26 protein-coding genes, 1 tRNA gene and 2 pseudogenes are annotated in these 23,797 nt (G+C 62.2%); 16 read left to right on the forward strand and 13 right to left on the reverse strand.

The genetic code is table 11. From position 1 onward, the window contains the following. Nucleotides 1–241: 241 nt before the first annotated feature. The 3 genes from AC0IXR_RS00605 to AC0IXR_RS00615 form a co-directional block, all read right to left on the reverse strand. Nucleotides 242–1,627, reverse strand: coding sequence for an FAD-binding oxidoreductase (locus tag AC0IXR_RS00605; protein ID WP_471760210.1), 1,386 nt, complete (start codon nucleotides 1,625–1,627; stop codon nucleotides 242–244). An 88-nt stretch (nucleotides 1,628–1,715) separates the two neighbouring features. Beyond that, nucleotides 1,716–2,198 (reverse strand): nucleoside deaminase, encoded by a 483-nt coding sequence (locus AC0IXR_RS00610; protein ID WP_018043743.1) that lies wholly within the window; start codon nucleotides 2,196–2,198, stop codon nucleotides 1,716–1,718. Between the two features lie 57 nt (nucleotides 2,199–2,255). Then, nucleotides 2,256–3,269, reverse strand: a complete 1,014-nt coding sequence (locus tag AC0IXR_RS00615; RefSeq protein ID WP_471759386.1) for an antibiotic biosynthesis monooxygenase — start codon at nucleotides 3,267–3,269, stop codon at nucleotides 2,256–2,258. Between the two features lie 671 nt (nucleotides 3,270–3,940). Between AC0IXR_RS00615 and AC0IXR_RS00620 the strand changes: the two genes are divergently transcribed. The 3 genes from AC0IXR_RS00620 to AC0IXR_RS00630 are packed head-to-tail and all read left to right on the forward strand — an operon-like array spanning nucleotide 3,941 to nucleotide 5,899. Beyond that, a complete protein-coding gene (locus AC0IXR_RS00620; protein WP_471759387.1) occupies nucleotides 3,941–4,594 on the forward strand; it encodes a response regulator transcription factor in 654 nt (217 codons plus the stop codon). A gap of 13 nt (nucleotides 4,595–4,607) precedes the next feature. After that, entirely contained in the window at nucleotides 4,608–5,636 is a 1,029-nt protein-coding gene (locus AC0IXR_RS00625; RefSeq protein WP_471759388.1) for a sensor histidine kinase, read from the forward strand. Between the two features lie 29 nt (nucleotides 5,637–5,665). After that, a complete protein-coding gene (locus tag AC0IXR_RS00630) occupies nucleotides 5,666–5,899 on the forward strand; it encodes a sensor histidine kinase (RefSeq protein ID WP_471759389.1) in 234 nt (77 codons plus the stop codon). 75 nt (nucleotides 5,900–5,974) lie between these two features. Here AC0IXR_RS00630 and AC0IXR_RS00635 read toward each other — a convergent pair whose 3' ends face one another. Beyond that, nucleotides 5,975–6,853 carry an SMP-30/gluconolactonase/LRE family protein gene (locus AC0IXR_RS00635; RefSeq protein WP_471759390.1) on the reverse strand — a complete coding sequence of 293 codons (879 nt, stop codon included), beginning with the start codon at nucleotides 6,851–6,853 and terminating at the stop codon, nucleotides 5,975–5,977. 525 nt (nucleotides 6,854–7,378) lie between these two features. On the opposite strand from AC0IXR_RS00635, the gene AC0IXR_RS00640 reads away from it, so the two are divergent. Then, complete coding sequence (locus tag AC0IXR_RS00640) at nucleotides 7,379–8,410, forward strand: aldo/keto reductase (RefSeq protein WP_461221419.1); 1,032 nt, start codon at nucleotides 7,379–7,381, stop codon at nucleotides 8,408–8,410. A 274-nt stretch (nucleotides 8,411–8,684) separates the two neighbouring features. On the opposite strand, the gene AC0IXR_RS00645 is transcribed toward AC0IXR_RS00640, so the two are convergent. The 5 genes from AC0IXR_RS00645 to AC0IXR_RS00665 form a co-directional block, all read right to left on the reverse strand. After that, complete coding sequence (locus AC0IXR_RS00645) at nucleotides 8,685–9,254, reverse strand: hypothetical protein (RefSeq protein WP_471759391.1); 570 nt, start codon at nucleotides 9,252–9,254, stop codon at nucleotides 8,685–8,687. Between the two features lie 120 nt (nucleotides 9,255–9,374). Further along, nucleotides 9,375–9,842 carry a hypothetical protein gene (locus AC0IXR_RS00650; RefSeq protein ID WP_471759392.1) on the reverse strand — a complete coding sequence of 156 codons (468 nt, stop codon included), beginning with the start codon at nucleotides 9,840–9,842 and terminating at the stop codon, nucleotides 9,375–9,377. Nucleotides 9,843–9,919: 77 nt separating this feature from the next. Continuing rightward, nucleotides 9,920–10,105, reverse strand: a complete 186-nt coding sequence (locus AC0IXR_RS00655; RefSeq protein ID WP_207410946.1) for a hypothetical protein — start codon at nucleotides 10,103–10,105, stop codon at nucleotides 9,920–9,922. Nucleotides 10,106–10,445: 340 nt separating this feature from the next. Then, the gene (locus AC0IXR_RS00660; protein WP_471759393.1) at nucleotides 10,446–11,342 is read right to left on the reverse strand and encodes an alpha/beta fold hydrolase; all 897 of its coding nucleotides are present in this window, start codon (nucleotides 11,340–11,342) and stop codon (nucleotides 10,446–10,448) included. 216 nt (nucleotides 11,343–11,558) lie between these two features. Continuing rightward, entirely contained in the window at nucleotides 11,559–12,011 is a 453-nt protein-coding gene (locus AC0IXR_RS00665; RefSeq protein WP_056428264.1) for a BLUF domain-containing protein, read from the reverse strand. Nucleotides 12,012–12,361: 350 nt separating this feature from the next. Between AC0IXR_RS00665 and AC0IXR_RS00670 the strand changes: the two genes are divergently transcribed. Both AC0IXR_RS00670 and AC0IXR_RS00675 read left to right on the forward strand, forming a co-directional pair. After that, nucleotides 12,362–12,622 carry a hypothetical protein gene (locus AC0IXR_RS00670; protein WP_056428669.1) on the forward strand — a complete coding sequence of 87 codons (261 nt, stop codon included), beginning with the start codon at nucleotides 12,362–12,364 and terminating at the stop codon, nucleotides 12,620–12,622. 228 nt (nucleotides 12,623–12,850) lie between these two features. Then, a pseudogene (locus AC0IXR_RS00675) lies at nucleotides 12,851–13,150 on the forward strand (transposase); the annotation flags it as partial. A 71-nt stretch (nucleotides 13,151–13,221) separates the two neighbouring features. On the opposite strand, the gene AC0IXR_RS00680 reads toward AC0IXR_RS00675, so the two are convergent. Then, nucleotides 13,222–13,301 (reverse strand) — tRNA-OTHER (locus AC0IXR_RS00680). Between the two features lie 133 nt (nucleotides 13,302–13,434). On the opposite strand from AC0IXR_RS00680, the pseudogene AC0IXR_RS00685 reads away from it, so the two are divergent. Next, nucleotides 13,435–13,692, forward strand: a pseudogene (locus AC0IXR_RS00685) (Arm DNA-binding domain-containing protein); the annotation flags it as partial. 24 nt (nucleotides 13,693–13,716) lie between these two features. Next, entirely contained in the window at nucleotides 13,717–14,676 is a 960-nt protein-coding gene (locus tag AC0IXR_RS00690) for a tyrosine-type recombinase/integrase (protein ID WP_471760211.1), read from the forward strand. Here AC0IXR_RS00690 and AC0IXR_RS00695 read toward each other — a convergent pair. From AC0IXR_RS00695 to AC0IXR_RS00705, 3 genes are all read right to left on the reverse strand, one after another. After that, entirely contained in the window at nucleotides 14,636–15,118 is a 483-nt protein-coding gene (locus AC0IXR_RS00695; RefSeq protein ID WP_471760268.1) for a hypothetical protein, read from the reverse strand. The genes AC0IXR_RS00690 and AC0IXR_RS00695 overlap by 41 nt on opposite strands. Then, entirely contained in the window at nucleotides 15,033–15,575 is a 543-nt protein-coding gene (locus AC0IXR_RS00700) for a Panacea domain-containing protein (RefSeq protein WP_471759394.1), read from the reverse strand. The genes AC0IXR_RS00695 and AC0IXR_RS00700 overlap by 86 nt, the downstream gene beginning before the upstream one ends. Nucleotides 15,576–16,011: 436 nt before the next feature. Next, the gene (locus AC0IXR_RS00705) at nucleotides 16,012–16,326 is read right to left on the reverse strand and encodes a hypothetical protein (RefSeq protein ID WP_471759395.1); all 315 of its coding nucleotides are present in this window, start codon (nucleotides 16,324–16,326) and stop codon (nucleotides 16,012–16,014) included. Between the two features lie 369 nt (nucleotides 16,327–16,695). On the opposite strand from AC0IXR_RS00705, the gene AC0IXR_RS00710 reads away from it, so the two are divergent. The 8 genes from AC0IXR_RS00710 to AC0IXR_RS00745 all read left to right on the forward strand — a co-directional run bounded on the left by AC0IXR_RS00710 (nucleotide 16,696) and on the right by AC0IXR_RS00745 (nucleotide 23,584). Next, nucleotides 16,696–17,037, forward strand: coding sequence for a hypothetical protein (locus AC0IXR_RS00710; RefSeq protein WP_471759396.1), 342 nt, complete (start codon nucleotides 16,696–16,698; stop codon nucleotides 17,035–17,037). Between the two features lie 51 nt (nucleotides 17,038–17,088). After that, nucleotides 17,089–17,601, forward strand: coding sequence for a hypothetical protein (locus AC0IXR_RS00715; RefSeq protein ID WP_471759397.1), 513 nt, complete (start codon nucleotides 17,089–17,091; stop codon nucleotides 17,599–17,601). 396 nt (nucleotides 17,602–17,997) lie between these two features. After that, nucleotides 17,998–18,345 carry a hypothetical protein gene (locus AC0IXR_RS00720; protein ID WP_471759398.1) on the forward strand — a complete coding sequence of 116 codons (348 nt, stop codon included), beginning with the start codon at nucleotides 17,998–18,000 and terminating at the stop codon, nucleotides 18,343–18,345. After that, nucleotides 18,342–20,996 (forward strand): PriCT-2 domain-containing protein, encoded by a 2,655-nt coding sequence (locus AC0IXR_RS00725; RefSeq protein WP_471759399.1) that lies wholly within the window; start codon nucleotides 18,342–18,344, stop codon nucleotides 20,994–20,996. Before AC0IXR_RS00720 ends, AC0IXR_RS00725 begins: the two co-directional genes overlap by 4 nt. Before the next feature lie 392 nt (nucleotides 20,997–21,388). Then, nucleotides 21,389–21,586, forward strand: coding sequence for a hypothetical protein (locus AC0IXR_RS00730; protein ID WP_471759400.1), 198 nt, complete (start codon nucleotides 21,389–21,391; stop codon nucleotides 21,584–21,586). Nucleotides 21,587–21,612: 26 nt separating this feature from the next. Beyond that, complete coding sequence (locus AC0IXR_RS00735; RefSeq protein WP_471759401.1) at nucleotides 21,613–22,668, forward strand: hypothetical protein; 1,056 nt, start codon at nucleotides 21,613–21,615, stop codon at nucleotides 22,666–22,668. Nucleotides 22,669–22,685: 17 nt separating this feature from the next. Continuing rightward, nucleotides 22,686–23,105 carry a hypothetical protein gene (locus AC0IXR_RS00740; protein WP_471759402.1) on the forward strand — a complete coding sequence of 140 codons (420 nt, stop codon included), beginning with the start codon at nucleotides 22,686–22,688 and terminating at the stop codon, nucleotides 23,103–23,105. Continuing rightward, entirely contained in the window at nucleotides 23,102–23,584 is a 483-nt protein-coding gene (locus AC0IXR_RS00745) for a hypothetical protein (RefSeq protein ID WP_471759403.1), read from the forward strand. Before AC0IXR_RS00740 ends, AC0IXR_RS00745 begins: the two co-directional genes overlap by 4 nt. Nucleotides 23,585–23,797 lie beyond the last annotated feature (213 nt).

Here is a 23,797-nt window from a genome sequence, read left to right on the forward strand (position 1 = left end):
AGCTTCTTCCACGACCTCAGGGTCGGGCCTCGTCTACCCGCGACGATGGCCGACCCGGGACGAGGCCCGACGCGACGTGTTCGCCTACATGGAGGGCTACGCTCGACCAGACTCATCACCTCCAATCGGTGATGCGTGATGTCGGTGAACAGGTGGAAGCAACGCCGCGTCAGATCGTTGACAATCTTTCGTATTTTTGATCATAAAGCCGCATCACAACATAAATAAAATTCAACTTTCATCAGAATCCATCGTAGTAATCAAAGAAGACGCGATCTGGATCGTGCTTATCTCTCAGGGCACAAAGCCGTTCCCATTTTTCAGAGGTGAAGGCTTGGGGAATATTGCTTGGCTGTTCGACCGTGTTCGTCTCGCCGATGTAATAGCCGGTATTGAAAGGGCGCAAGGTCGTCGTGATACGGCGATGCCATTCGGTGTTGGCGTCATCGTCTTCGGCCTTCCACCACATGGTCCACGGGCCACCGTAAACCTTGGAGGAGACGGAATAGGCCATGTCCTTCTGCGCGGCCGGGACATTGGGGCCGCAGAAGATGGTCAACAAGTAGACGGATGTCGCGGAAGGCGCGCTCGGAAGCAGGTGCAGGATGGCCTGCACCAACTCTCCCGGAGAGTGATCGGAATAGGTCGCCTCGACGCGAGAGCGGGCACCTTCCGGCCAGAAGGATCCTGACGCATCGAACAGCTGCTCGAAGGTAACGGGCGTCGCGAACGACGACGAAAGCGGAGGGATCGGAGCGTGCTCCAGCGCCTGCAGCGCGGCCTCCGCGGCGTGCGGCGTCTGCTCGAACGCCGTCGCCGTGACCATGCAAAGCCAGCCGTTCCGAGCGGCGGCCTGTCCTCTCAACTCCGGTGGCGCCTGTACGACGAACAGGCTCAGTTCGACCGCGGGAGACAGGCTCGGGGCTATCGTGCCGAGCCAGGTTCCGATCGCCGGTGCATCCTCGAGCCGATAGTAATAGGTGCTGCCATGCATGGCTTCGGGCAGCCGATGAAGCTTGAGAAAGTATTTCGTGACGATCCCGAAGAATCCGGAGCCTGCACCTCGGGCAGCCCAGAAGAAATCCGTGTTCTCGGTCGCGCTCGCCTTGATCAAGTCGCCCTGTGCCGTGACGAGTTCGATCGCCTCGACGCTCTCGGCTCCGCTCCCCCAGACGGTGGGGTTCCAGGCCATGCCACCACCGAGCAGATAGCCGCTCGCTTTCACCTGAGGACAATGGCCGGTGGGGAAGGCCAGCCCAAGGGGATTGAGTGCTTTCTGAATGTCGCGATTGCTGATGATCGGCTGGATGACCGCCTTCAGATTATCGGCATCGATGGAGATGATCTTCGTGAAATTCGAGAGATCGATCAGGATGCCGCCGTGACGCAACGAGGGCTGGCACCAGTTATGGCCGCCGCCGCGGACGACGACCTTCAGGCCGCTCGCGCGGGCGAACCGCACGGCCGCGACGACATCGTCCTCGTCCACGGCTCTCACGACGGCCTGGGGGGCACGGTCCGGGATCAGCCTGTTCCAGAGATTCCCATGGATCGCCTCGATGAACTGCGCATCGCCCGCAGCGAAGACCTCACCTTTGCAGGCGTCCCTCAGACCAACGATATTCATGGCGTCACGCAGTATGAAGGAGGAGCCCGCCCGGATGGGAGCAATCCGGGCGGAGGATCTTGCTTTGATCGGCGTTCGAGAGTCGGATTCAGTAGGGGACTCTGTCCGCCTTCTGGGCATACTTCTTCCAGACTTCGACGGCTTCCGTGCGCATGATCTGCGTTGTCGGAATGGAGCGCTCGGAGACATCCTTCTTGAGCTCGGCATAGATCATGCTGTCGTCGAAGCCGCCGTATTCCAGTGCGTCTTCCACCTGGGCGGCGTAGTAAACGCGCTTGATGCCGGCCCAGTACGCGGCCGCCATACACATCGGGCAGGGCTCGGCGCTGGTATAGAGAGTCGCATCGCGAAGCTTGAACGTCCCTTGCGACTTGCAGGCCTTGCGAATGGCCTCGATCTCTCCGTGCCATGTCGGATCGTTTTCCGCGACGACGCGATTGGCGCCCTCGGCGATGATCTCGCCATCCTGAACGATGACGCAGCCGAAGACGCCACCGGCACTCTCGACCAGGGAGGTCTTTTCGGACAACGCGATCGCCCGAGCCATGAAATCAGTGTGGTCGTGAGCCATTTCCAGTCTTCCTCGGTTGAGTGATTAGCTTATGCTGTGACGAACGATGACGAATGATTAAAACAGGTGGGAGAAGAAGAACATTTCGAGTCCGTAGAGTGCGGCCAGAATCGTCACGCCCAGCAACTCCTTGCGCCAGCGCTTGTGCGTATCCGGTTTCAGCCACCAGCCCAGGCCGAAAATCGCCACCGCCATTAGCGGCCATGAAACGAGCGAGACGCTGATGGCATTGCCGATGAAGGTGGAAACGGTCAGCGGCAATCCGTTCAGCAAGGGGCTGAGGAAGCGGATTTCCAGCATGACGACGGGAAACAGAACGAGCAGGACGAGGCAGGTCTGCTTCCAGGCGGGCGGCGGCGCGAGACGTTGCTCATTGGCGAACCACCCGGCGAACGGGTTGCTCATCCTGTGGCTTCGCCAGGTCGATACCTGGGGCGTCGCTTCGGCCAGGATCGCCTGTCGTTCCGGCGATTGCAGCCAGGCATCGAGGAAGGCCGGGCTTTCGAAGCGAACCAGCGTGGTCCAGTACGGGACTTCCGGCGACAGGGGCGCCTGGACGAGGGTGCCCATATATCCTGGAAAGCGGGCCTGTCCCTGCTGAATACGTTCGGCCCAACGCCGAAACGCCTCTTCCTGCCCCGGCTTCACAACCGTCGTGATGACCTCCGTGACAGTCGTCGTGGAGTGATAATCCGGCGCCGCCTCATCGGCGTGTGGTCCCTTGCCGTCGCTTTCCAAGGCCGTGAGGTTTGCCAGGAGCGTAGCGCGCGCCTCGTCCTCGACCCATCGGGTCAGCGCTTCGGGCGAGCGGAACCGTTGGATGATCTGCCATTCGGCCGAGCCGGCGAAAGCCGGGATGATCTCGAGGCTGACGAAGTCATGGGATGCCGAGACGGCCCGGGTAAACTCGGCCTGCCACGTTGCGAAGCGAGCCTCCATGCCGGGCCGGACAGTGAGTTTCGTCGCGACGGCCTTCGTCGTCCCGGTTTTGATTGCGCGCGACGCATCCTGCCGTAAGTCTAGACCGTCACTTGCATTCGGTTTTTCGATAACATCTTGGTTGTACGCCACCGAACTCATCCTGCGAATCCCATATCGCCCAAATACATGACTGGTTCGGTAGCCCTGTAGGTCATTGACCTACAGAAATTCACTTCCATGCTCAATTCTTGAGCAGTGAATGGAATTTAAATACAGAGATGAACGAAAATCATGAGCTTATTGTAAACATTTCAATCTTTGGGGAAATTTCAAGTCAAACGAAGCTGATTGCTTCGATTGAAGGTTACTGAATTGTTTTTGCGGCGTGGGGCGGCGTGGGGCGGCATGGGGAGGGTACCTGAACGAGGGTGGTGCGGCGTGAAGTTGTGAAGCGTCGGCGCTGGTGCGCCTTCGTCCAAATGCTCCAGGTCGCTCACGCCGGGGGGCGACACAGTCTCCGATGGCAGACTCGGGGCGTCGAGCGTCGAGCGTCGGGCGGACCAAGGCTGTCCGGTTGCCCGGGCCGGCGGGCCAGGGCTCTATCCGGCGGCGTGTACGGGTCTGTGAGACCGTATGGCTTATGTCTCACGGGCCTTGGCCGCCTGCGCGAAACGGATTCGCCTGAGGGTCATTCAGAAGCGTACGTGGCATCTTGGACGGATCATGGTCGCATGACGTTGATCTCGTGTAGGTCGGTGACCTACAGGGGGGCGCAACAATGAGGAATCATACCCTGGTTGGCCGCTTCGCTCGGGGTAGACATGTCCTTGTTTCGGTTGCTGATCGTCGACGACCACCCGATCGTGCTGGCCGGCCTGAAGCTGTTGCTCCAGGGCAATGACCGCTTTGACGTGAGCGGAGAGGCCAACTCGGCCCGGACGGCCCGTATCGAGGCCGAACGAGTGCAGCCCGACATCATCGTTACCGATCTCATCATGGGGGACGGTGACGGCATCGCCTTGATCGAGGATCTGCGCGCCATCCTGCCGGCGGCCAGGATCATCGTCTATTCCAGCCGCGACGAAACGGTCTGGGGGCCTCTTGTGATCTATGCCGGCGCGCATGGCTACGTGGCGAAATCCGAACCGCTCGAAACCGTCGCCGTGGCCCTCGACCGCGTGGTGGCGGGTGCGATCCATATGAGCGAGCCGGTGCAACAGCTGCTGATCGGTGATCTCGCGCGTCGATGCGACCGTCGGACGGATATCGGCGCCCTATCCGGTCGCGAGCTTCAGGTTCTCCGGCTGATCGGCAGCGGTGCGACGCTGCAATCTCTGGCGAAGGAACTCGGGTTGAACGTGAAGACCGTCGGTACCTATCGGGAGCGCCTGAAGGTCAAGCTCGGGCTGGACAGCGTGAGAATGCTCGAACGCTATGCGGCGGATCACCTCGCGGGGCGTCTCGATCCGTCATGAAAGGCAGGCCATCATGAAGAGTTGGCTGGCACGCTGGGACGTGTCCCCCGCCGAGCAGGCCGGCATGAGCTTCGGAGACATGCTGACCCTCGTCAATATTCGACGGGTCGAGATCGCCTGCATGCTGGGGCTGTTCACCAAGTCGATCGAGTTCGCCACCGGACTCAGGACCGTTCAGATCGCCGTTGAGATCGTGCTGGCGCTCAGCTTCCTGCTCGCCTCGCTGACGCTGCGACGCGGCGGTGGAACGTGGCTCCCGCGCGTCTTCGTCGTAATCTTCCTGGTTCTGACATTGCTCGATACTCAATGGGCGATCGCCGCGATGGGCGCCAAGGGGCGGCTGACGAGCGGATACCCCATGATGCTCCTGTCTCTGACCTTGCTGTTCGTGCTGCCGCCGCTCACCTTCGGGCTGACCTTGATCCCGCTGCTGCTCACCTATTGTTGGATCGTGCTCGGCACGGCGACGTTTCCCGCCGAGCAGGTCATCGCCATCGTCAATGCCGCGATCGTCTCGGTCATCGCCGTCGTCGCCGCAGCGCTGATCCATGCCGGACGTCGCAGCGATTACGAGCAGAAGCGCACCATCCGCCTGCAGAATGACCGGCTGATGGAGAGGAACGGCGAACTCGACACCCTGATGGCGATCACCGCCCATGACCTGCGCAGTCCCCTCTACGGGCTGCGCAACCTGTTCGATCTCGCCGTCCGGCGCGCAACGCGGGAGCCGGAATTGCCGCTCGTCGTCTTGCAGCAGGCGAGAGCGAGCATCGACGCGATGCTCGCTCTCGCGACCCGGCTGCTCGATGCGCACGCCGCCGAGCACCGGCCGCTCACGCGCCTCACCGACGAGGATGTGCGAGGGCATGTGCTGGCCGCCGCAGGCCGGACCAAGCCGCTCGCCCAATCCGCCGACGTCCGGATCGACGTGGATCTGCCGGATCGCCCGTTGGTCGCCACGCTCGACGCAGGTGCCCTGGCACAGATTCTCGACAATCTTCTCGGCAACGGCGTCCGCTACAGTCCGACGGGGGCATCCTGACGGTCAGCGCCGCACAGGATGGCGGAGACGTGTCGATCCGGGTTCAGGATCGCGGACCGGGTATCGATCCTGCCCGTCACGATCTCCTGTTCAAGAAGTTCCATCAGCCTGTTGGGACGCGATCCGATGGACCGCCGAGCACGGGCATGGGGTTGTTCATCGTCGCGACGCTGTCCGAGCGCATGGGCGCGACGGTGCGTTGTGAACCCGGGACGATTGAGGGTGCGGCCTTCGTGGTGACGCTGTCCGCTGGCAAAGAATGAGCATCGGCGTTCCCACAACGCCTGTCTCCGACTCCTGCGCCAAGTGGCTGTCGCGCATAGCCGGAAACGACCGACTTACAGGGAGATCCGGAAGGCGGGCTCCAGCAGGCCACGTATTCCGGCTGCCATCAGGAGGGTGCGTCCGTGCTCGGGATCGGCGTCGCGTTCCTCCTGGCTCATGCCCTCATAGGCGCTGGTGATCAGCAGGCGATCGAGATCCGGCCCGGCGAATGTGGGGCATGAGGGGCGGGTCACCGGCAGGGGAACCGTCCGCACACGCTCGCCCTCCGGGCTGTAGGCATCGATGCAGGATGCCCCCCAGCGGGTGCACCAGATGCGGCCCTCGGCATCCACCGCAGCGCCATCGAGGCCGCCATCCCCGCCGCGATGATCGTAGAGCGTCGAGGGCTCGCCCGTCGGCAGGCCAGTGCTGGGGTCGAGGCTGACGCGCTTCAGCAGACCCGCATCGGTGTCGGCGAAATAGCCGGTCGCGCCATCGGGCGAGAAGCAGATGGCGTTCGGGATGGTGAGCGACCCGTAGAGGCGCGTCACCCGGGTACCGGCGACATGGTAGATCGCGCCACGCCCCGGCTCGGCATCGCGGCCCATGGTGCTGATCCACAGAGCGCCGCAGGGATGCACACGGCCGTCGTTGGAGCGGGTGCCTGCATCCTCCGCCTCCAGCGGACAGAGCAGCATGAGCTTTCCGTCACTCAGCCCGCGCAGGTAAAGCCCGTCCTCGGCGGCGAGGAGATGACGGGTCTCGTCCACCGCGGCGACGCCGCTCGCCATGAAAGGCAGGTCGTGCAGGCGCGCGGTGCCGTCCGCGAGCGACCTCTCGAACAGCTGCCGCTCCAGAATGTCGACCCACCATGCCGTGCCGGTTCGCGGATCGTAGCAGGGGCCCTCGCCGAGATGGCAGCGGTGCGCGTCGAGGATCGTCATCGTGTCCATGCTCGTCCTTTCTCGGGGCAGCCGCTCGCGGCGACCGGCATGCCTGTCATGCCGAAATATCCCCCGAGAGTATCCCCCGGGTCGAAGCATCCCCAAGTCGGGGCTTTCCGAAGTCGGGGCTTTCCGAAGTCGGGGCTCTCCGAAGTCGGAGCCTCCAATGTGGAATCTTCGGGTTTCGTGTGGGAACGATGAGTCCCCTCGGCATCCAGGATCGGGGCCACGAAAGATGCAGCGGGGCACCGCTCGATCTGCGCATACGCCTGCGAGACCGGCATCGATTGTTCAACAGGTCTTCGCAGGCTATTCTGATGATCGTCGATATCCGATGCGATCACTGTACAAGATGCGTGGTGCAACACTCGGGTCGATACAAACGAAAGTACTTCGAGGATACGCAGGCGGCCTGCATGCCGAGAGCCAGGAGGCGCGCGGAAGCGATGCCCGCGCGACGGAAACCGAGGCCTTCCGTCGCGTTAGATCGGCAGGCGCATCACATACCGCGCGATGGGTTGCTGAGAGGATTCGATGGAATACAGGCAGCTTGGCCGCTCCGGCCTTACCGTACCGGTGCTCAGCTTCGGCACGGGCACGTTCGGCGGGACAAACGAATTCTTTCAGCGCTGGGGCCAGACCGATGTCGCTGAGGCGACCCGCATGGTGGACCTTTGCCTGGATTCCGGTGTCAATTTCTTCGACACGGCCGACATCTACTCGGGAGGTGCCTCGGAGGAGATCCTGGGCCAGGCTCTGAAGGGCAAGCGCGAGCGCGCGTTGATCTCCACCAAGGCGACCTTCCGCTTCAATGACGACCTGAACCAAGTCGGCTCCTCGCGCCATCATCTGGTTCGTGCCTGCGAGGCCAGCCTGAAGCGGCTCGGTACCGAGCATATCGACGTCTACTTCATGCACGGATTCGACGCACTCACCCCCGTGGAGGAGACGCTTCGGGCGCTCGACGATCTCACCCGCTCGGGCAAGATCGGCTATATCGGCGCCTCGAACTTTTCCGGCTGGCACCTGATGAAGGCGCTCGCCACATCCGAGCGCTATGGGCTCGCGCGTTACGTGGCCTATCAGGGCTACTATTCCCTGATCGGGCGGCATTACGAGTGGGAGTTGATGCCGCTCGGCATCGACCAGGGCGTGGGCCTGATGGTTTGGAGTCCGCTCGGCTGGGGCCGTCTGACCGGCAAGATCCGCCGTGGGCAACCGAACCAGAGCGGCCGCATCGCTGCGGGCGGCGCCGAGGGCGGGCCGCCGGTGTCGGACGAGTACCTCTTTGGCGTGGTCGATGCGCTGGATGATGTGGCGGCGGAGACCGGCAGGACGGTGGCGCAGGTCGCCCTGAACTGGCTGCTGACCCGGCCCACCGTGTGCAACATCGTCGTTGGCGCCCGCACCGAGGAGCAGCTCAAGCAGAACCTTGCCGTTCTCGACTGGACGCTGACGCCCGAGCAGGTGGCCCGCCTCGATGCGGCGAGCCAAGAGACGCCGATCTATCCCTATTGGCACCAGAAGGGGTTCGACGAGCGCAACCCCAAGCCGACGACTTGGTAAAACGGCTCTTCGTCTATCGTCTTGAGCGGTGCGCTCGTTACGCGTGCACCTGCTCTCGCTTGGCAGCGCGGCCTGCATGGTGTCGCATTCCGCCCGTCTCGACTGGAAAACGGCCTTATGCGTCGTTGCCGACCAACTCGGAGATCATGCGGGCTCATCGGTCGGGCTGACTTGAGGGCCCGCGGACGGCCACCACGCGGCCGCGCGGGCAGGCTTCAAACCATCGAACGATGGAGGCTACATCTCGAGCAAGGCAGGAAGCCGTTGCGGTGGCTTACCAAAGTGCACGTGGCAGCCGCCGCTTCCAACGCTCGCCCGGCCGTAGAGCCGCTGCCTGCTGAGCGCGCCGTGCGGTCCGCGCTTGAGCCAAAGCAGGCCCACTGACGCCACCGGATAGCTGTGTCGAGTCAGGGCTCGCGACAATCGGTGTATCGTCGAGCTCGTCGTCCGCATCGGCAAACGAAAGTGCCGAGTCGACCTGCGCCACGACCTTCTGCTTACGTTTGGTCGGGGGCTTCACGCGTTGCACGCGTGGCAGCCGCTCCTCTTCCGGCGCTTTGCCGACCTCGGGAGCGTCCGGCTCATCGGGCATGGCAAACATCGGCACGAGACTCGGCAGGACACGCCGGGCGGGCGGCTCGGCGGGCGCCACTGACGGTGCAGGCTCGGGATGAGCGAGGCGCAGGGGCTGCATATCGGCCGGCTTTTCGGCCACAGCTGCCTGCAGGTCCCCCCACAGGTCGTCACCGACGCGGGAACGTGCCGGGGCGTCGGGGAGCGAGGCGCGGGATGTACGGGTATGCTTGATTTCGACCGTGAAAGGTCGCGCGCTACGGCGCTTCATGTATGAGATAATCCTGAGATCGACACGCTCAAGGACGCAAGACGCGTCGGCAGCGAATGCTTAGCATATGAGGAACAGATGATGCTTGTCCAGTGAGATACAAGCACAAGCCGTTTTATCTTAGATGAATGCATGTTGGCGCAACCGCCGGATCGATGCATCCGCATTGCGATGATGGATGAAGATGCCTCCGGCCTGCTCCCAAAGGGGCCGGTATTTCTCCCGGTCATCCACGAGGGCGTCGCCAGGACGGCAATGTTCTCGTTTCAGCGCGGCACTCGTCGTGATCACCTCGACACCGGGGAAATACCGGGCCGCCCAGAGGCGTTTCTGTGGCTCAGCCCAGTTTCCCCGCGGAAGACCCGTGAGGATGATGGGCTCGAGGTGGCGAACCGCCTCATACAGTTCCATGGCATCCGGCATCAACGGTAGCTCACCGAAGAAGTTGTTGAGCGAGGCAAGCTCGCCCCAGAAACGCTTCAGGCCAAAACGCCGCTCGAATTCCGCCGGTGCCATCCCGAAGGCTTGCTTCGCGCCGGCATCGAAATCGGCCAGCACGCCATCGCAATCCAGGAACACCGTTGGCATGGACAGTATGGCCTCAGAAATCGTGTGTCGTTGATCTGGAGGAAGAACAGGGACGTACGATCTTCGTCTGCAACCGGTCAGAGGCTTTTCGAGACGACACCGAAAGCCAGCAGGACATACGCACCGACGAAGAACCAGGTCCGGTACTTGACCACAGTGGGACCAATGGTCGGAAGGCGCAAATAGAGGCTGGCGACGGCGAGGCCGATCAGCACCAGCGAGAGAAGGAAGGTCAGACGACGTGGGGGCGAGAGGTTCAGCATAGCCCGATCCTGGCGCCGTGTGGTTGAGGAGTCGTGAAGGGGTCGGCATCCGTGCCGGACGGCGTATTGGCGCGGTATCCTATGACGAGCCCGTTCTTCGGCGAATGTTTCGACAACCGATCCCTCGGCGCGCCCGTCACCGCCTCCGGTCCGAGACGGACTCCTGCCAAACTATGTCGTGACCGGCGAGAGCAACGATAACGGCGCTCGCTGGCCGAATGTCAGCCTGTGCCGGCCGTCTGGAGTTGGACCCGACCACGTTGGGTCGGGTGCAACTCCAGGCCTTTGTTTTGCCGCGCTCTTTTTCGCCGAACCGGCATCCACTTCGGCGGTGAGCGCTCTAAGACTGGTTCTGCGCGGCAGGCCTGTCGCCTTCGGCGAGGAGGAAAGGGAGCAGCACGGCAGTGAATGCCTCGGGGTGTGAGTAGTTGATCCCGTGGGCCGCACCGGAAATGACGGCAAGGCGTCCGCGCGGCAGGCTTTCGGCGAGGATCGTGACGAACGCGTAGGGGACGATGTAATCACGGGCGCCCCACACCACGAGCGTGGGCTGCATGACGCGGAGCGCCTTCTCTCCGATGCGGTTGCCGACCATGCTGTGCAAGGTCAGGATATATCGGTTGATCCCGCCCCGCGTATAATCGCTCAGCGCCACCCAGGCCAGCGACCAGCGCTCGAACGGCGCGATGGCCAGGAACCCCGCAACCTGCCGGAAGAGGCTCCTCGCCTCCGGGTCAGGCGTGGGCCCCTGCAGAACCAGGCGGTCGACGAGGTGGGGGTGAACGATCGCCAGTTCGACCAGTATCTCGCAGCCGAGCGAGTTGCCGATAAAAGCCGCGCGCTTCAGGCCGAGGGCCTGCATCCAGGCGGCCAGCGCATCGGCGAGTTCGCGAACGGTGAGCACGTGCCGGGGCTTGTCGCTCAAGCCGAAGCCGGGCAGGTCGGGGGCGTAGACCTTCAGGTGAGGGCCAAGATGCCTCGCGAGCGGGACCATGTATCGGCTGGACATTCCCAGCCCATGGACCAGGATCACGGGCAGGCGATCATCCGGCACGGAATCGACGGAGACCCTGGCATGGATGATCCGGCCGTCGACACGGGTCCGCCTCGCCGCAAGCCGTCCCAAACCTGCGTGGCGAGCCTCGCCGGCACGCCGCCACGGTAGGATAGCGGCCATGGCCAGGCGGGCCAGGATCCCGCCAGCCGTTGCACCGATCCACCGCAGGGACACGCCCATATTCCCGTTTCCGCCGCATCCGCCCTCGAACTCGACGCCGAAGAGAACCGGCCCCGCGAGACGCGAGCGCTCGCGAGATCGTTTCAGAGGGCCGGGCTTTCGGTCATGCACCGGGACTTGAGGCCAGTCGAGTGCGGGCACGCAGCCTTGTGGACGCGTTGCTATGTCTGCGGTCGAACCGCGTCAAACGCCGTACCCGGACTGGCCGCTCAGACTTCAACTCGCGAGCCGCTGAGTCTGACGTTTCGCGGCATCGAAAGCCTGAAGATCGAGGGCGAGGGCGATGACCTTGCCGCTTGTCAGGCGCGTCGGGTCGATGAAGCTTCCGATGCCATGCTGCAAGTAAATTTCTTCAACTTCTGGGGTTCGCATGGCGCCACCCATGGTCCAGTTGGGAAAGGAACGGCCCTGAACGTTCCGTGCATCCAGAATGGTAGCACTTGTATGGCGCGGATCGCGGGCGATGCGCGTATAGGTGCTACTCACCTGCGCTTGGTCGCCCTCAAGAACCTGAATGAACCAGGTTTTATCGAATATGAGAAAACCGGTAATCCCATCACGGCTGTTGTTGCGTTGTGAGGCCGAGACGATGTCACGCAAATTCATAAGCATGGAGCGATCGTTGCCGGCAACAACGTTTCGGCTATAGTAAACAAGCTGATGTATCATTGCGGATTTTTGTCCATCACGTTTAGCATGGCACGATCAAACGAGCTCCCCTCGTGCCGTGCGGACAGACAACGTAGAAAAGAGCGGCTGGTTTGGCCCATGAGGCGGAGAAAATTCTTTGGGTTAATACATACCTTTTACATCAAAAAGGCTAGGCATCCGGGCGGATGCTGAGAGGCGTTGACGTTGTTGCCAAGCCGATCGTCCGTCTTTCACAGAGCGGCAGCATGGCCATCCGTTGAATGGGTGTTGTAAGGGAGCCCCCATCATCCTGTCGGTCGCAACGGGCTCTTCCCCGCGAGGGAGCAGAGCGTTGTCAGGATCGCACGAACATCGAGGACATGGTCTGCATGGTAGATAAGACGAGACCTGCGCAGTCACGCTTGGGGCTGGCCGCGACGGTGGCCTTCGCAATCCTGCTCGCAGGCGTCGGCACCCTGGGCTGGCGCTGGTACAGCTACGTCACGGCCGGACTAACGCCCTACGACGAGGTTGGCATCGAAGTGAATCGCCGCCTGCCAGAGTCGCTGCGGTCGTGGGGCTGCGAGCGCATCAAAGAACGCTTCCCGCGCTCGGTGCCACCCTATGGCTGCCAGCCCGGACAGATCTGATACGTATCGAATCTCGTCCGTTATCGACTGTCTGCGCGTTGAACAGCCTGTTCGAGTAGAAGACAGACGAAGGCTGCGATGTGGAGATCTGCGAGCGCGCTGGAATACCATTCGTCATCCTTGACGATTCGGCGGAAGCGCGTGCCTCCGGCGCAGGAGCGTTCCACCGCCCGCCTGCAAAGCAGATCTTGACTTGGCCACCTGAACCGAGTGGCTCAGCGCTGCTCGCTTGCCTTCCTACTGACGGGCGGACAAGTCGCGGACCGCAAGGCAGGAGCCTTGCTCCTCGAGCGCTCGCCCCGGTGCCGGATCCTGCTCGCCGACAAAGGCTACGACAGCGATGCCATTCGCCGGCAGATCGAAGTGACAGGAGCCGCCCCCAACATCCCGCCAAAGTCCAACCGGCGCTGGAAGCCCTGCTTCTCGCCGGTCCTCTACCAGGGCTGCAACGCCGTCGAGCGCATGTTCGGCCGCATCAAGGACTTCCGTCGCAGCGCCACGCGATACGACGGGTCTGCAGCCCACTAACTCAAAGCTGCCTGCATCGCTGCAACCATCAGCTATTGGTTATGAGTCCAAATCCTAATTTGTCGAAAAATTGGCGCACCCGACACGATTCGAACGTGTGACCTTTGCCTTCGGAGGATTGATGTCATGGGTTTCCTCGTGATTGCCCGACTTTCCCCGTCATTGCTAAAGCTCTGACAGATATTGCGAATTTTACGGGCCGAGTTATCCAGCGACGATCTGAAATGGCGTGAGTTTTCCGCCGCGTGCTTCCGCAGTGCTTCCGCGGAAGCAGTGAGGATCGTATGGCAAGGATCACGAAGCGGGTCGTCGACGCCGCCGAGCCCCTGGGACGAGATTACTTCATATGGTGCGATGAGCTTCCCGGTTTCGGGCTGCGTGTATTCGCTTCCGGGCGCCGCAGCTACCTCGTCCAGTATCGATCGAGCGGCCGAAGCAGGCGCGTGACGATCGGATTTCATGGGGTGCTGACTGCTGACGAAGCTCGCCGGGAAGCGAAGTCGCTCCTTGGTCGCGTGGCCAGAGGGGAGGACCCTGCGGAGGAGAGAAACGCACGACGTAGCGCGATGACCGTGGCCGAGCTCTGCAACGCCTATCTTGCCGCGACTGACAAAGGGCTGATCATGGGTAAGGGCGGAAAGCCTAAAAAGGCGTCCACCCTCTATGTCGACCGCGGCCGTATCGAACGACACATTCGCCCCTTGCTCGGATCACGCCTGGTCAAGGATCTGACCGTCTCCGATGTCCAGCGGTTCGTTAGGGACGTCCAGACCGGAAAGACCGCTGCCGTGGTCAAGACGGGCTTCCGTGGTAAGGCGGTCGTCGAAGGCGGACCAGGCACAGCCGCTCGTACCGTGGGGCTTCTCGGCGGGATCCTGACCTATGCCGTCAGTGAAGGCATAATCCCGCACAACCCGGCAACGGGCGTGAAGCGGCCGGCGGACCAGAAGCGCACGCGCCGTCTGAACGCCGACGAGTACGGCGCCCTCGGGCAAGCCTTGAAGGCCGTCGAGGCTGAGCAGGCAGAGCGGTGGCAGGCAGTGGCGGGCGTTCGGCTCCTGGCGCTCACCGGGTGCCGGCTGGGCGAGATCGTCAAGCTGCGGTGGTCGGAGGTGGATGCCGCGGGCTCATGCCTTCGGCTTGAGGACACGAAGGAGGGCGCATCGGTCCGGCCTATCGGCTGTGCCGTGATGGCCCTCTTGGCAGCTCTGCCGCACACCCCGGGCTCGCCTTACGTGCTTCCAGCGACGCGCGGGAGCGGCCCATTCGTCAGCCTATCGGATGCCCTTGAGCGCATCATGGACCGTGCCGGCCTGGCGGGCGTCAGCGCTCACACGCTCCGCCACTCCTTTGCCTCTACCGCCGCCGATCTCGGCTACAGCGATTCAACCATTGGGGCCATGATTGGCCATGCCGGACATGGCGTGACCTCCAGATATATCCATCACCTTGATGCGGTGCTCATGGCGGCCGCGGATGGCGTCGCTAAACAGATCTCTTCTTCGATTTCGTTGGGCCATGGTTAGGTGCGGGAGTGCCATTTTTAAATAAACCCTGCACAACAAATCCCACGAGACCAATCGCCGCCACTGCCGTGCTACCAACAAGAACTGTTAAGGCCGTTGGCTCTAAGCAAAAACTATAAACTTTGAAGCCCTGCAAGAGTAAAATAAGCCCGCAAAATCCCGAATAAGCGATCAAGTATCTATAGACTTTTAATGCATATTCGCGCCTTAGCTCGCGATTATGCTCCATATCTTTGATTGCTTCGGAAAATACGCGGGCTTGCTGCTTTGAGGCATCTTCTGCCTCCAGCCGATCTTTCTGGTCTGGAACATCTTTGGCTTGAACAGCAGCTAACCCTGACGATATCTCGTCAAGTTTATTCAGAAGACTGTTCTGCTGCGAGGGCTTTGAAGTGCGCTTCGATGGTACGGTTGGGGATGGGCTTGTTTCCGTTCCGCTCATAGACCTGCGACCATGGGGTGTTAGCTTCGTGCGTCAGGGCCGACAGTTTATAAGCAGGGAAAGAGCCATAGATATCGAATACTCTAGCTACAACCTGCTTATCGTCTTCGTCGAGCGGAATTACTATGTCTCGGTCTTCGTCTTTGCCAAGCCAGTGCATGATCGACTGGTGCCAATCTCGGACGTAATCCTGAACGGGACCGCGACCATACTTCTTCAGTTGCTCATAAAGTTGCGGGTAGACCGGACCAAAATCCCAGGCTTGCGCCGGGTCAGTTGTCAATGGCTCGTTAGTAAGCGCTAGTCTCCAGCCATGAGCGATATAGACGAGCTTCTGCAGCTGCATCTGTGTCAGCTCTTCTCCACTCTCCTTTGCGAGGCGGATAAATTCGTTGGCAACGTCTAACGATGTGCCGGGCATGAGAACGATGTATGAACTTTCGGTGGATTTGTCCACAGGCTATTGACAATCAAAATTATTTTTCCCGCGGCGCCTTAAGCGCATCCTCGACCAGCCGTCGGATGGCTTCCGAGCGCGAGGGCTTGTCAGGTTGGATCTCGCCCGCACGGGGGCGCCGATGAAAGGGGTACCCACCGTATGGGTACCCTTGGCGGCGAGCAGGATGTCTCCGTCATCAGCGAGCCGGGCCTGTACCGCGCCGTTGTCCAGCGTCGAGCGACCGATGCCGTGCCGAAGGAAGCGCGTGCTGGGATCGTTTGGTTTCAGCGCTGGGCTTTCTTAAACGTCCCGCGTCGATCCGAAGGTATAGCCGCTATGGGGCTGGGCCGGCCACTTTGGCACTCACGACCGAGTGACCTGCCAGTATGCATTCTGGAATTTGCCATCGGTAAGACAGCAATTATTATAAAACACTGTATTGTAATCTTAAGTCTTATGGGACTCCAAACGGTTTGTTTGATGAAAATAAGCTCCCTTTAGACATAACAATCAGCATTTTCTCTACTGTAAGATTACCCGAGCAAAGCCCGCGCACTCTATCACAAAGATCATAAAATGCCTTTTGCGCATCCGTCATCTCTTCGAAATAGCCCATAAACGTCGTATTTGGTAGATAGTGGTTGATGCCGCGAAAATCCTTTTCGAAAACATACCATCCATGAGTGGATGCATGTTCCCTCATCTTGCTGTGGGGATCATAACGATTGGATTCGATATCATAGGTGCAGAAAAACACTGATTTTGCCACCTCACACCTCTCCGCGTTCACGTTCCGTGCCGAAAACGTGCATTATTCCGAGAGGTTCCGGGGCATTTCTACTTATTGCTGCAATGACGCTTTAACTTTCAGCGCCTCCTCGATCAACCCGCGGATGGCCTCCGAGCGTGTCGGCTTAATGGTCTGAGCCTCACGCCACGCGTCGAGTTGTGATGCCTGCTCAACGCTGAGGCGAAGCTGCACGGCAATAGGGAATGCCTGTCCCGAAGGTCGGCCGCGCCTTTTCTCGTTTACAGGAATTGACATATTCATATTTTCACGTTTACATAAAATCGGACGCGAAGGAAGTTGGAGCTTCCCACTCGCGCCCTGACCAGAAACGTCGAGTGAGGACGAAACATGGCTGAAGCCACTCATACCACACCTTCTACCTCCAGCCGCAACGACCGCGAGCTGGCTGTTGCCTATCGCAATCTCGAGGACGCCGTCGCCAAGCTTCGGAGTATGGCGATGCTCATGGAGATGGCGGTCGGCGACACCTTGGGACGCCCCCTCGGTGGCGCTGCGGAGGAGATCGCCCGTGTGGCGCCCTGGTCCTCGACCATGCGCGTTCTAGTCCTGAGCGAAGATCAGGCTGAGGGCTTGGAGTACGCCCTCGATCACATCGGCACGCTCGCGCGCAACCTGCACCGTACCTACTATGCGGGGTACAAAAGCGAACGCCAGCAGATAGCTGTTTGACAAAAGTTCTCAGCTGAGGCCATATATCAAAAGTGCTCAGCGGAGTTTTTTATGACCTCGATCGTCGACCGGAAGATCCGGTTTTCAACGGCGGCGTTCGCAATCGATGCAACGCCCAAGTCGCTCCGCAACTGGCTAGCCCGCGGACAGCTGGGTTTCCCAGGATCTGTTGGCAATGACGGCGGATGGGTTTCATTCAGCCTCGTCGATATCTCGATCCTGGCGGTCACCCGCAAGCTCGTCGACTTCGGCGTCAAGGTGGAGGAGGCCAGCCGCCAAGCTCGCGCCGCCGTTCTAGGCCCTCTTTTCAAAGGGGGAAATGGTTTGAATCCCCGAAACGAGGATATTGGAGAAGAAGGTATCAACACACTGTTTCAGGGTCTGATGCTGATCTGTTGGCCCGATCCAAATTATGCCTTCGGCTGGCAAAGTCATTTGATGCGGGTCGGCGAAGAACTTTCTCCCCCCGTAAATGCTTATCTCGCCATTGCATTCGACGACGTTGTGGCGACCGCACTCCGCCGGACCCGAGAACATCTGGCCGGTTCCGCAGCCCAAACCTAATCGCCCCCTAATCATCGATCAGAAACTGATCGAAACACCGGTCTGAGGCAATCCAATGTCTGATCTGCACCACCCGTCCTCGGAGGGGGCGTTACCGGCTTGCCCGGATCCTCGCTTTCGCAAGCCGCGGCTCAATCCCGTCGAGGCATCGGACTATCTCGCTGCGATCCACGGCACGCCGGTGGCGATCGCCACCTTGGCCAAGCTGCGGTGCATCGGCGGCGGCCCGAAGTTCGATCGGTTCGGTCGGTCCATCTTCTACGTCCGCAGCAATCTTGACGCATGGGTGAGCGGCCGACTGAATGGATCGCGGCGTTCGACTTCGGAGACGGACGAACAATGAGGGGCGGCGCACCCCATCGGAACCAGCAAACGGCCGCTCGGTGCGATCGAACCTTGCCGCCCGAATTCGATGCGGTGATCGAATCCGACCGCCGATTTTTCGCCCGACGCCGCAATCGGTCCTACAGGGTCCGCCACGCCGCGCCGGTCGAGCTGCAGGTTAGCCGCGAGGCCGGGCAGACCTTTGCGCCCCTGGTGATCGGCGCACGCTGGTTCACCGCCGTGCGGCAGGTCGCGTGCGGCTATCGGGTCCGCGCATTCTACCAGTCCTTCGACGACGCCGAAGTGAACCTCTCCGAGGAGGTGTCGCGCCGCCTGTACGCCGAGGCATGCGGGCCGGAGGGGCATCAGATCGCCGAGGCCATGGAACGTGCGATCTACGAGAAGCGGGGGCATGAGTGACGGACGGCCGAGACGACCTCACCGCTTTACGTCTCAGCCTGCGTGCGGGCGGCTATTTCCCCGTCCCGGTGAGCGGTCCGGACATGAACGTCCCGTCGGCGGGTAAGCGTCCCCTGATGGCGAAATGGCAGACCCGGTGCCTGGACGCCTCAATTGAGGAGGTGGCGCGCTGGCCCCGCGTCGAACCCGGCAGCACAAATACCGGGCTCCTGACCGGTGCGCTCACCGGCGTGGACATCGACATTCTCGATCCGGTACTGGCAGAACGGATCGAGGAACTGGCGATCTCGTCGTTGGGCCCGACGCCGCTCCGCCGGATCGGCCGCGCCCCAAAGGTGCTGCTCTGCTATCGGCCGGCGCTTGCGATCGACAAGTTGCAGACGCCGGCGCTGCACTTCACCGAGGATCCGCTGGAGAAGCCGACGCGGGTCGAGGTGCTAGGGCGCGGTCAGCAGTTCGTCGCGTTCGGCGTACACCCTGAGACTCGTCAGCCCTATGCGTGGCCCAATGGCTCGCCGTTGACCGTTCCCTTCGCCAACGTGCCAGAGGTCGAGCCGGCCAGCCTTCGCCAGTTTCTCGCCGACGCGGAAGAATTGATCAGAGAGGCAGGCGCCGCAACGCGTGCCGATCGTAGGCGTGCCGAGACCAAACGAGAGGCTGAAGGCCGACGCGCCAGTGGGTTCAAGGCGGGTGAGCGGCCAGACCAGAGGACCGTAGCGGATGCGCTGGAGCATGTTCCGAACGACCTCGATTACGACGAGTGGGTTCGGATCGGCTTCGCGCTCTACGCTGCGTTGGGCGAAGCCGGACGCGATCTCTGGGAGGCATGGTCCGCCAGCTCGCCGCGGAACGACCCCGCACTGACGGCGAGGAAGTGGTCGACCTTCGCTCAGGGCCGCACGGTGACGGCCGCAACATTGTTCTGGCATGCCGCCCGGAATGGATGGCGGAATGCCGAGACCCGCAAGTGCGGCAGCCGGCGTGATGCTTACCGTGCAGCAGGGGGGGCGGCAGGATCGGACCCATCAGAGGGCGCCTCACGTGCAGCAGGTTCAAATCTCGGCGAGGACGGCGCGGACGAAGACGGGGTAATTCTGCCCATCATCCGTGTCTCAGGTGGCAACCTGCCAAGGGCCGTTGCGGCGACGGAGCGGGCGATTCTGGCGGCCGACGCGCCGATTTATACCCGAGCGGGTATGCTGGTTCGGCCAGTGGTCGACACGGTGCCGGCTGCCGACGGCCGGACCACGACCACGGTGCGATTCCGGACGATGTGTCCACCAAGCATGACCGACCACGCCGCTCGCGTCGCCCGGTTCCAGCGTTACGACAAGCGCTCGGAGGATTGGGTTGATGTGAACCCGCCTATGGACGTGATCGCGGCGCTCCTGGCGCGAGACGGAGAATGGAGCCTGCCGCCGGTCGCGGGCATCATCACGACCCCAACGCTGCGTCCCGACGGCTCGATCCTCAACCGGCCCGGCTACGATCCGGCCACACGGCTCCTCCTCGTCGAGGATGCCGAACTCCGGATGCCGGAGATCGCCGAGCATCCGACCCGGGACGACGCGCGCCGCGCGCTGGATCTCCTCATTGAGTTGCTGGACGGCTTCCCGTTCGTCGGTCCCCTCGATCGGGCCGTAGCGTTGTCCGGCCTCATGATCGGTGTCCTGCGCGGGGCAATGGACCTGGCGCCCCTTCACGCTATCCGGGCGCACACGCCCGGCGACGGCAAAAGCTACCTTGTCGACCTAATCTCTCTCGTTGCTACCGGCCGGCGATGCCCAGTGATCACCGCTGGCGCGACTGACGAAGAAAGCGAGAAGCGTCTAGGCTCGATGCTTCGGGACGCATCTGCAATCATTTCGATTGACAACGTAAATGGCGAATTGGGGGGCAATATGCTCTGCCAATTGACAGAGCGGCCTCTTATCAAGATTCGCATCCTGGGCAAAAGCGAGACCCCTGAACTTGAGTGCCGGTCGGCCGTGTTCGCCACGGGCAACAATCTCACCCTTGTCGGCGACATGACGCGGCGCACGGTTCTTTGCAATCTGAATTCCGGCGTCGAGCGACCTGAGCTGCGCGAGTTCACCTTCCGGCCAGATGAGCGGATCAGGGCCGACCGGGGCGCCTACGTGGCGGCCGTGCTGACGATCGCGCGAGCTTACATCGCCGCTGGCTCGCCCAAAGTATGCGGGACGATCGGTTCCTACGGCCAATGGTCGGACCGAGTGCGCGCGCCGCTGATTTGGCTCGGCGAGGCCGACCCGGTGAAGACGATGGAACAGACGCGGGAGGAGGACCCCGAGCTTGCGGCGATCCGAGAGTTGTTCGGGCACTGGCAGAAGCATCTCGTCTGGATGCCGCGCTTCACGACAAACGCCATCATTCAGGTTGCCTGTGAGCGCGAACACAGCAGCGGCTTCGCTGGGCCTGGCGAGTTCCGGGCCCCGGAGTTTCGGGATCTGCTTCTGCGTCAGGCCGGCGAGGGCGGGGCAGTCAACAGCCGGAAGCTGGGAAAGTGGCTGACCCGTATCAGCGGGCGAGTGGTCAACGGCCACATGCTCCAGGTGAAGTCCGATGCGAGCAATGGAAATCGGTTCTCGCTGCATCAATGCCATTCCGACGAGGTTGCTAGCGCGGCTTGATCGCTCGACTTTTCCAGACGTTGCACACGATGGGGGGCGCTTTCTGCTGATGTAGGGTTTAGGGGTTTATAGGGGTCTCATTCAAGCAACGCGGGGAAACTGTCAGACCCATGTCACTGCTGTTACGTGTCGCCCTTAAGCGCACCTGACTCGTATCTGACAGTTCATAGGGCGGGGCCGAAACGAACCCCTGCAATCCCCTAAACCCCTATTTTCGTTGCCCGAGATTGCCGCTCTTTTCCTGAGAAGTAATAGGCGCGAGCGCGTGCACAATGCAACTCAAGCAACAACGCGGAACGATCCGCCAATATTAGCAAATATTGATCTAGCGCCGCGCTTGCTTGTACATTCGTGCAACTTCAATTCAACAATTGACGGTTTCGCGAGGCTCCATGTCTAACCGCACAGCCTACGAGGTCCGCATCGCGGCCCGTATCCCCCGCGAGATGCCGAGCCTCATCAGCGCCGCCGCATCCCGCGTCTTCATCTCTCCCTCCGCCTACGTGCGGCAGGCCCTTGCCGAGAAGCTGAAGCGCGACGGTTTCGGCCTGCCCTCTCAGGAAGCCACGTCTGCTCAGCAGGCAGCCTGATCCGTTTCGCAGAGGAGATATCCATAATGGCCAAAGCCAAGCCCCAGCCCAGCAGTGGAACGCCCGAGAACGGTCTCGCTGGCCTGATGCGCACCCGCGAGAACTTGCAGGGCCGTCAGACCGCCCTTGCCATCGACACCGAGAAGGCCATTGCCGAGCGCCGCGCGCTCCTCATCGCCGGTACCGACGCCGCCGGTATCGCCGACGCCGAACGTCGTTGCCGCGAAACCGAGGGTGCCGCCTTCGGAATCACCGATGCGCTGACGGAGGTCGATCGCCTCATCGCCGATGCGGAAGCTCGGATCGAAGATGCGCGGCAGGCCGACCAGCGCAAGGCAGCTGCCGACCGCCTGGAGCGCGACAGTCACGCCATTGAAGCGGCTGCCGCGAATGTCCGTAAGGCCGTCGACGATCTAGCCAAGGCCAACTCCGCCCTTGCGTCCGCTATCAGCCCCGTCGCCGCCCCGCTGTTCGGCAAGCGCGACATGCACGGCCCACGAGACAGCGAGGCTCCCGAGACCATCGCCGCCTACATCACGGGGCACATGCTCGCCACCACCCTTCCGACGATCGAGGTCTCAGAGGCGAGTAAGAATATGGGGTTCGGTTGGGTCAGCCCGAAGCCCATCGAGATCGCGGATGGCGACGCCCCGGCCGTCCCGCTCCTCGTTACCCCCATGCGCGAACTGGCCAAGCGCATCCGCAGCGGAGAAGCCGCCACTAACCTCCGCGCCTACGTCGAGCCCGAGCCCGACTTCGAGGCGCACCCCGGCGAGATTCAGGTCTATGCGCTGGCGCGCTTCAGCTGGAAGCGGCGGGCGGACAGCATGCCCGACATCGTGGAAGTCTCCCGCGTCAGTCTTCCCGAGCCGGTGGCACGTTTCGCCATCGCCCAGGGCGTCGCATCCGAGACCGAGCCGTACAACTGGCGCCAGTTGCGCGAGGCGACCCGCGCCCGTGGCAGCCAAGGAATCCCGGTCTCCGCCTTCCCGCCCATCGGCTTCGTTCTGGCCGATTGGAAGCTGGCCGAGGCGGACAAGGCCCGTAGCGCTTGGCGCGCCGAACGCGGGCTTGCTGCCTAATGCTTGACGACACGCAGATGTCAGATCGCACGAACGCATCGATTGGCCGGAGCGAGGCGGCGGAGATCGTCGCGCTCTGCGTGGCAGGCGGCGTTCCCGGCATGGCGGCCGGGCTGATGGGCGAGGGCGTCGCCATCGCGGAAGTGAAGGCCCGCATTCGCGCGGCCGGCGAAGCTCATAAGCTCGTCGCGCTGGGCCGGCGCCACGATCAGACGATCCCGGCCGATCTCGCCGACACGATGCTCGCGGCTGGCGGAAGCGTCGAGGACATCCGCTCACGGATCTTCGAGATCATGGTCGCACGCGAGCAGGAAACGGCCGTCTCCTCACACATCCCGACCAGCATCGGCAATGCCGGCGCCGCGGCATCGGCAGCGAACATGGAGCAGACCCTTCGAGCGCAGGGAATCGAGCCGCTGGAAAGGGCAGGACGATGACCATTCGGAGCACCGCAGAGCGGGCTATCGTCTGCGATCGGGTGCAAGCGCTCGCCGATCGAACCCGCTGCCGCTCGATGACGACCGAGGAGCAAGTCAGCTTCGACACCGATATTGCAGCCCTCGCGGCCTTCGACCGTGCGTCACGCCCCGCCGGCACCGAGCAATCGCCGCCCTTGGCGGACCTACCCTCCGATCTGTATCGGAAGCCGGTGACCGTGGGTGCGATCCGCAACGAGGAGCAGCGCGCAACAGCCTGCCTCATGGCCGAAAACCGGGCGCAGCGGGCATGCGATCCGAAGCGTTGGCCGGCCGCGCAGGATGAGGCCGAGGCTTACCTCGCAGCAATCGCGACCTACGACCATCGTCACCCACGACCAACGCAGGTCAGCGCCCGCGAGGAAGGGCGAGATCTGGATCGCTCCATCGCGGCCTCGCAGATCAGCGCCCTTCGATCATTCGCGGCGAAGCGTCGATGATCCATCGCGCCGCCGTCGCCCCGCCCCAGGCCTCGCGCCGAACCGGCATCCCGACCAGCTGCCCGAGGTGCCGGGGGACCCTGGGGCCTCCAACTCTATACGGGTGGTCGGGGCCCCCAGTGTTTCTAGCGCCAACCCTCAAAACCCGCTTAACATCGTGACTTAACCGGATCTGCCGTGACGATTATTACTAAGGCTTCACTTGCTGATGAG

This window comes from Methylobacterium sp. AC832 (genome assembly GCF_979256025.1).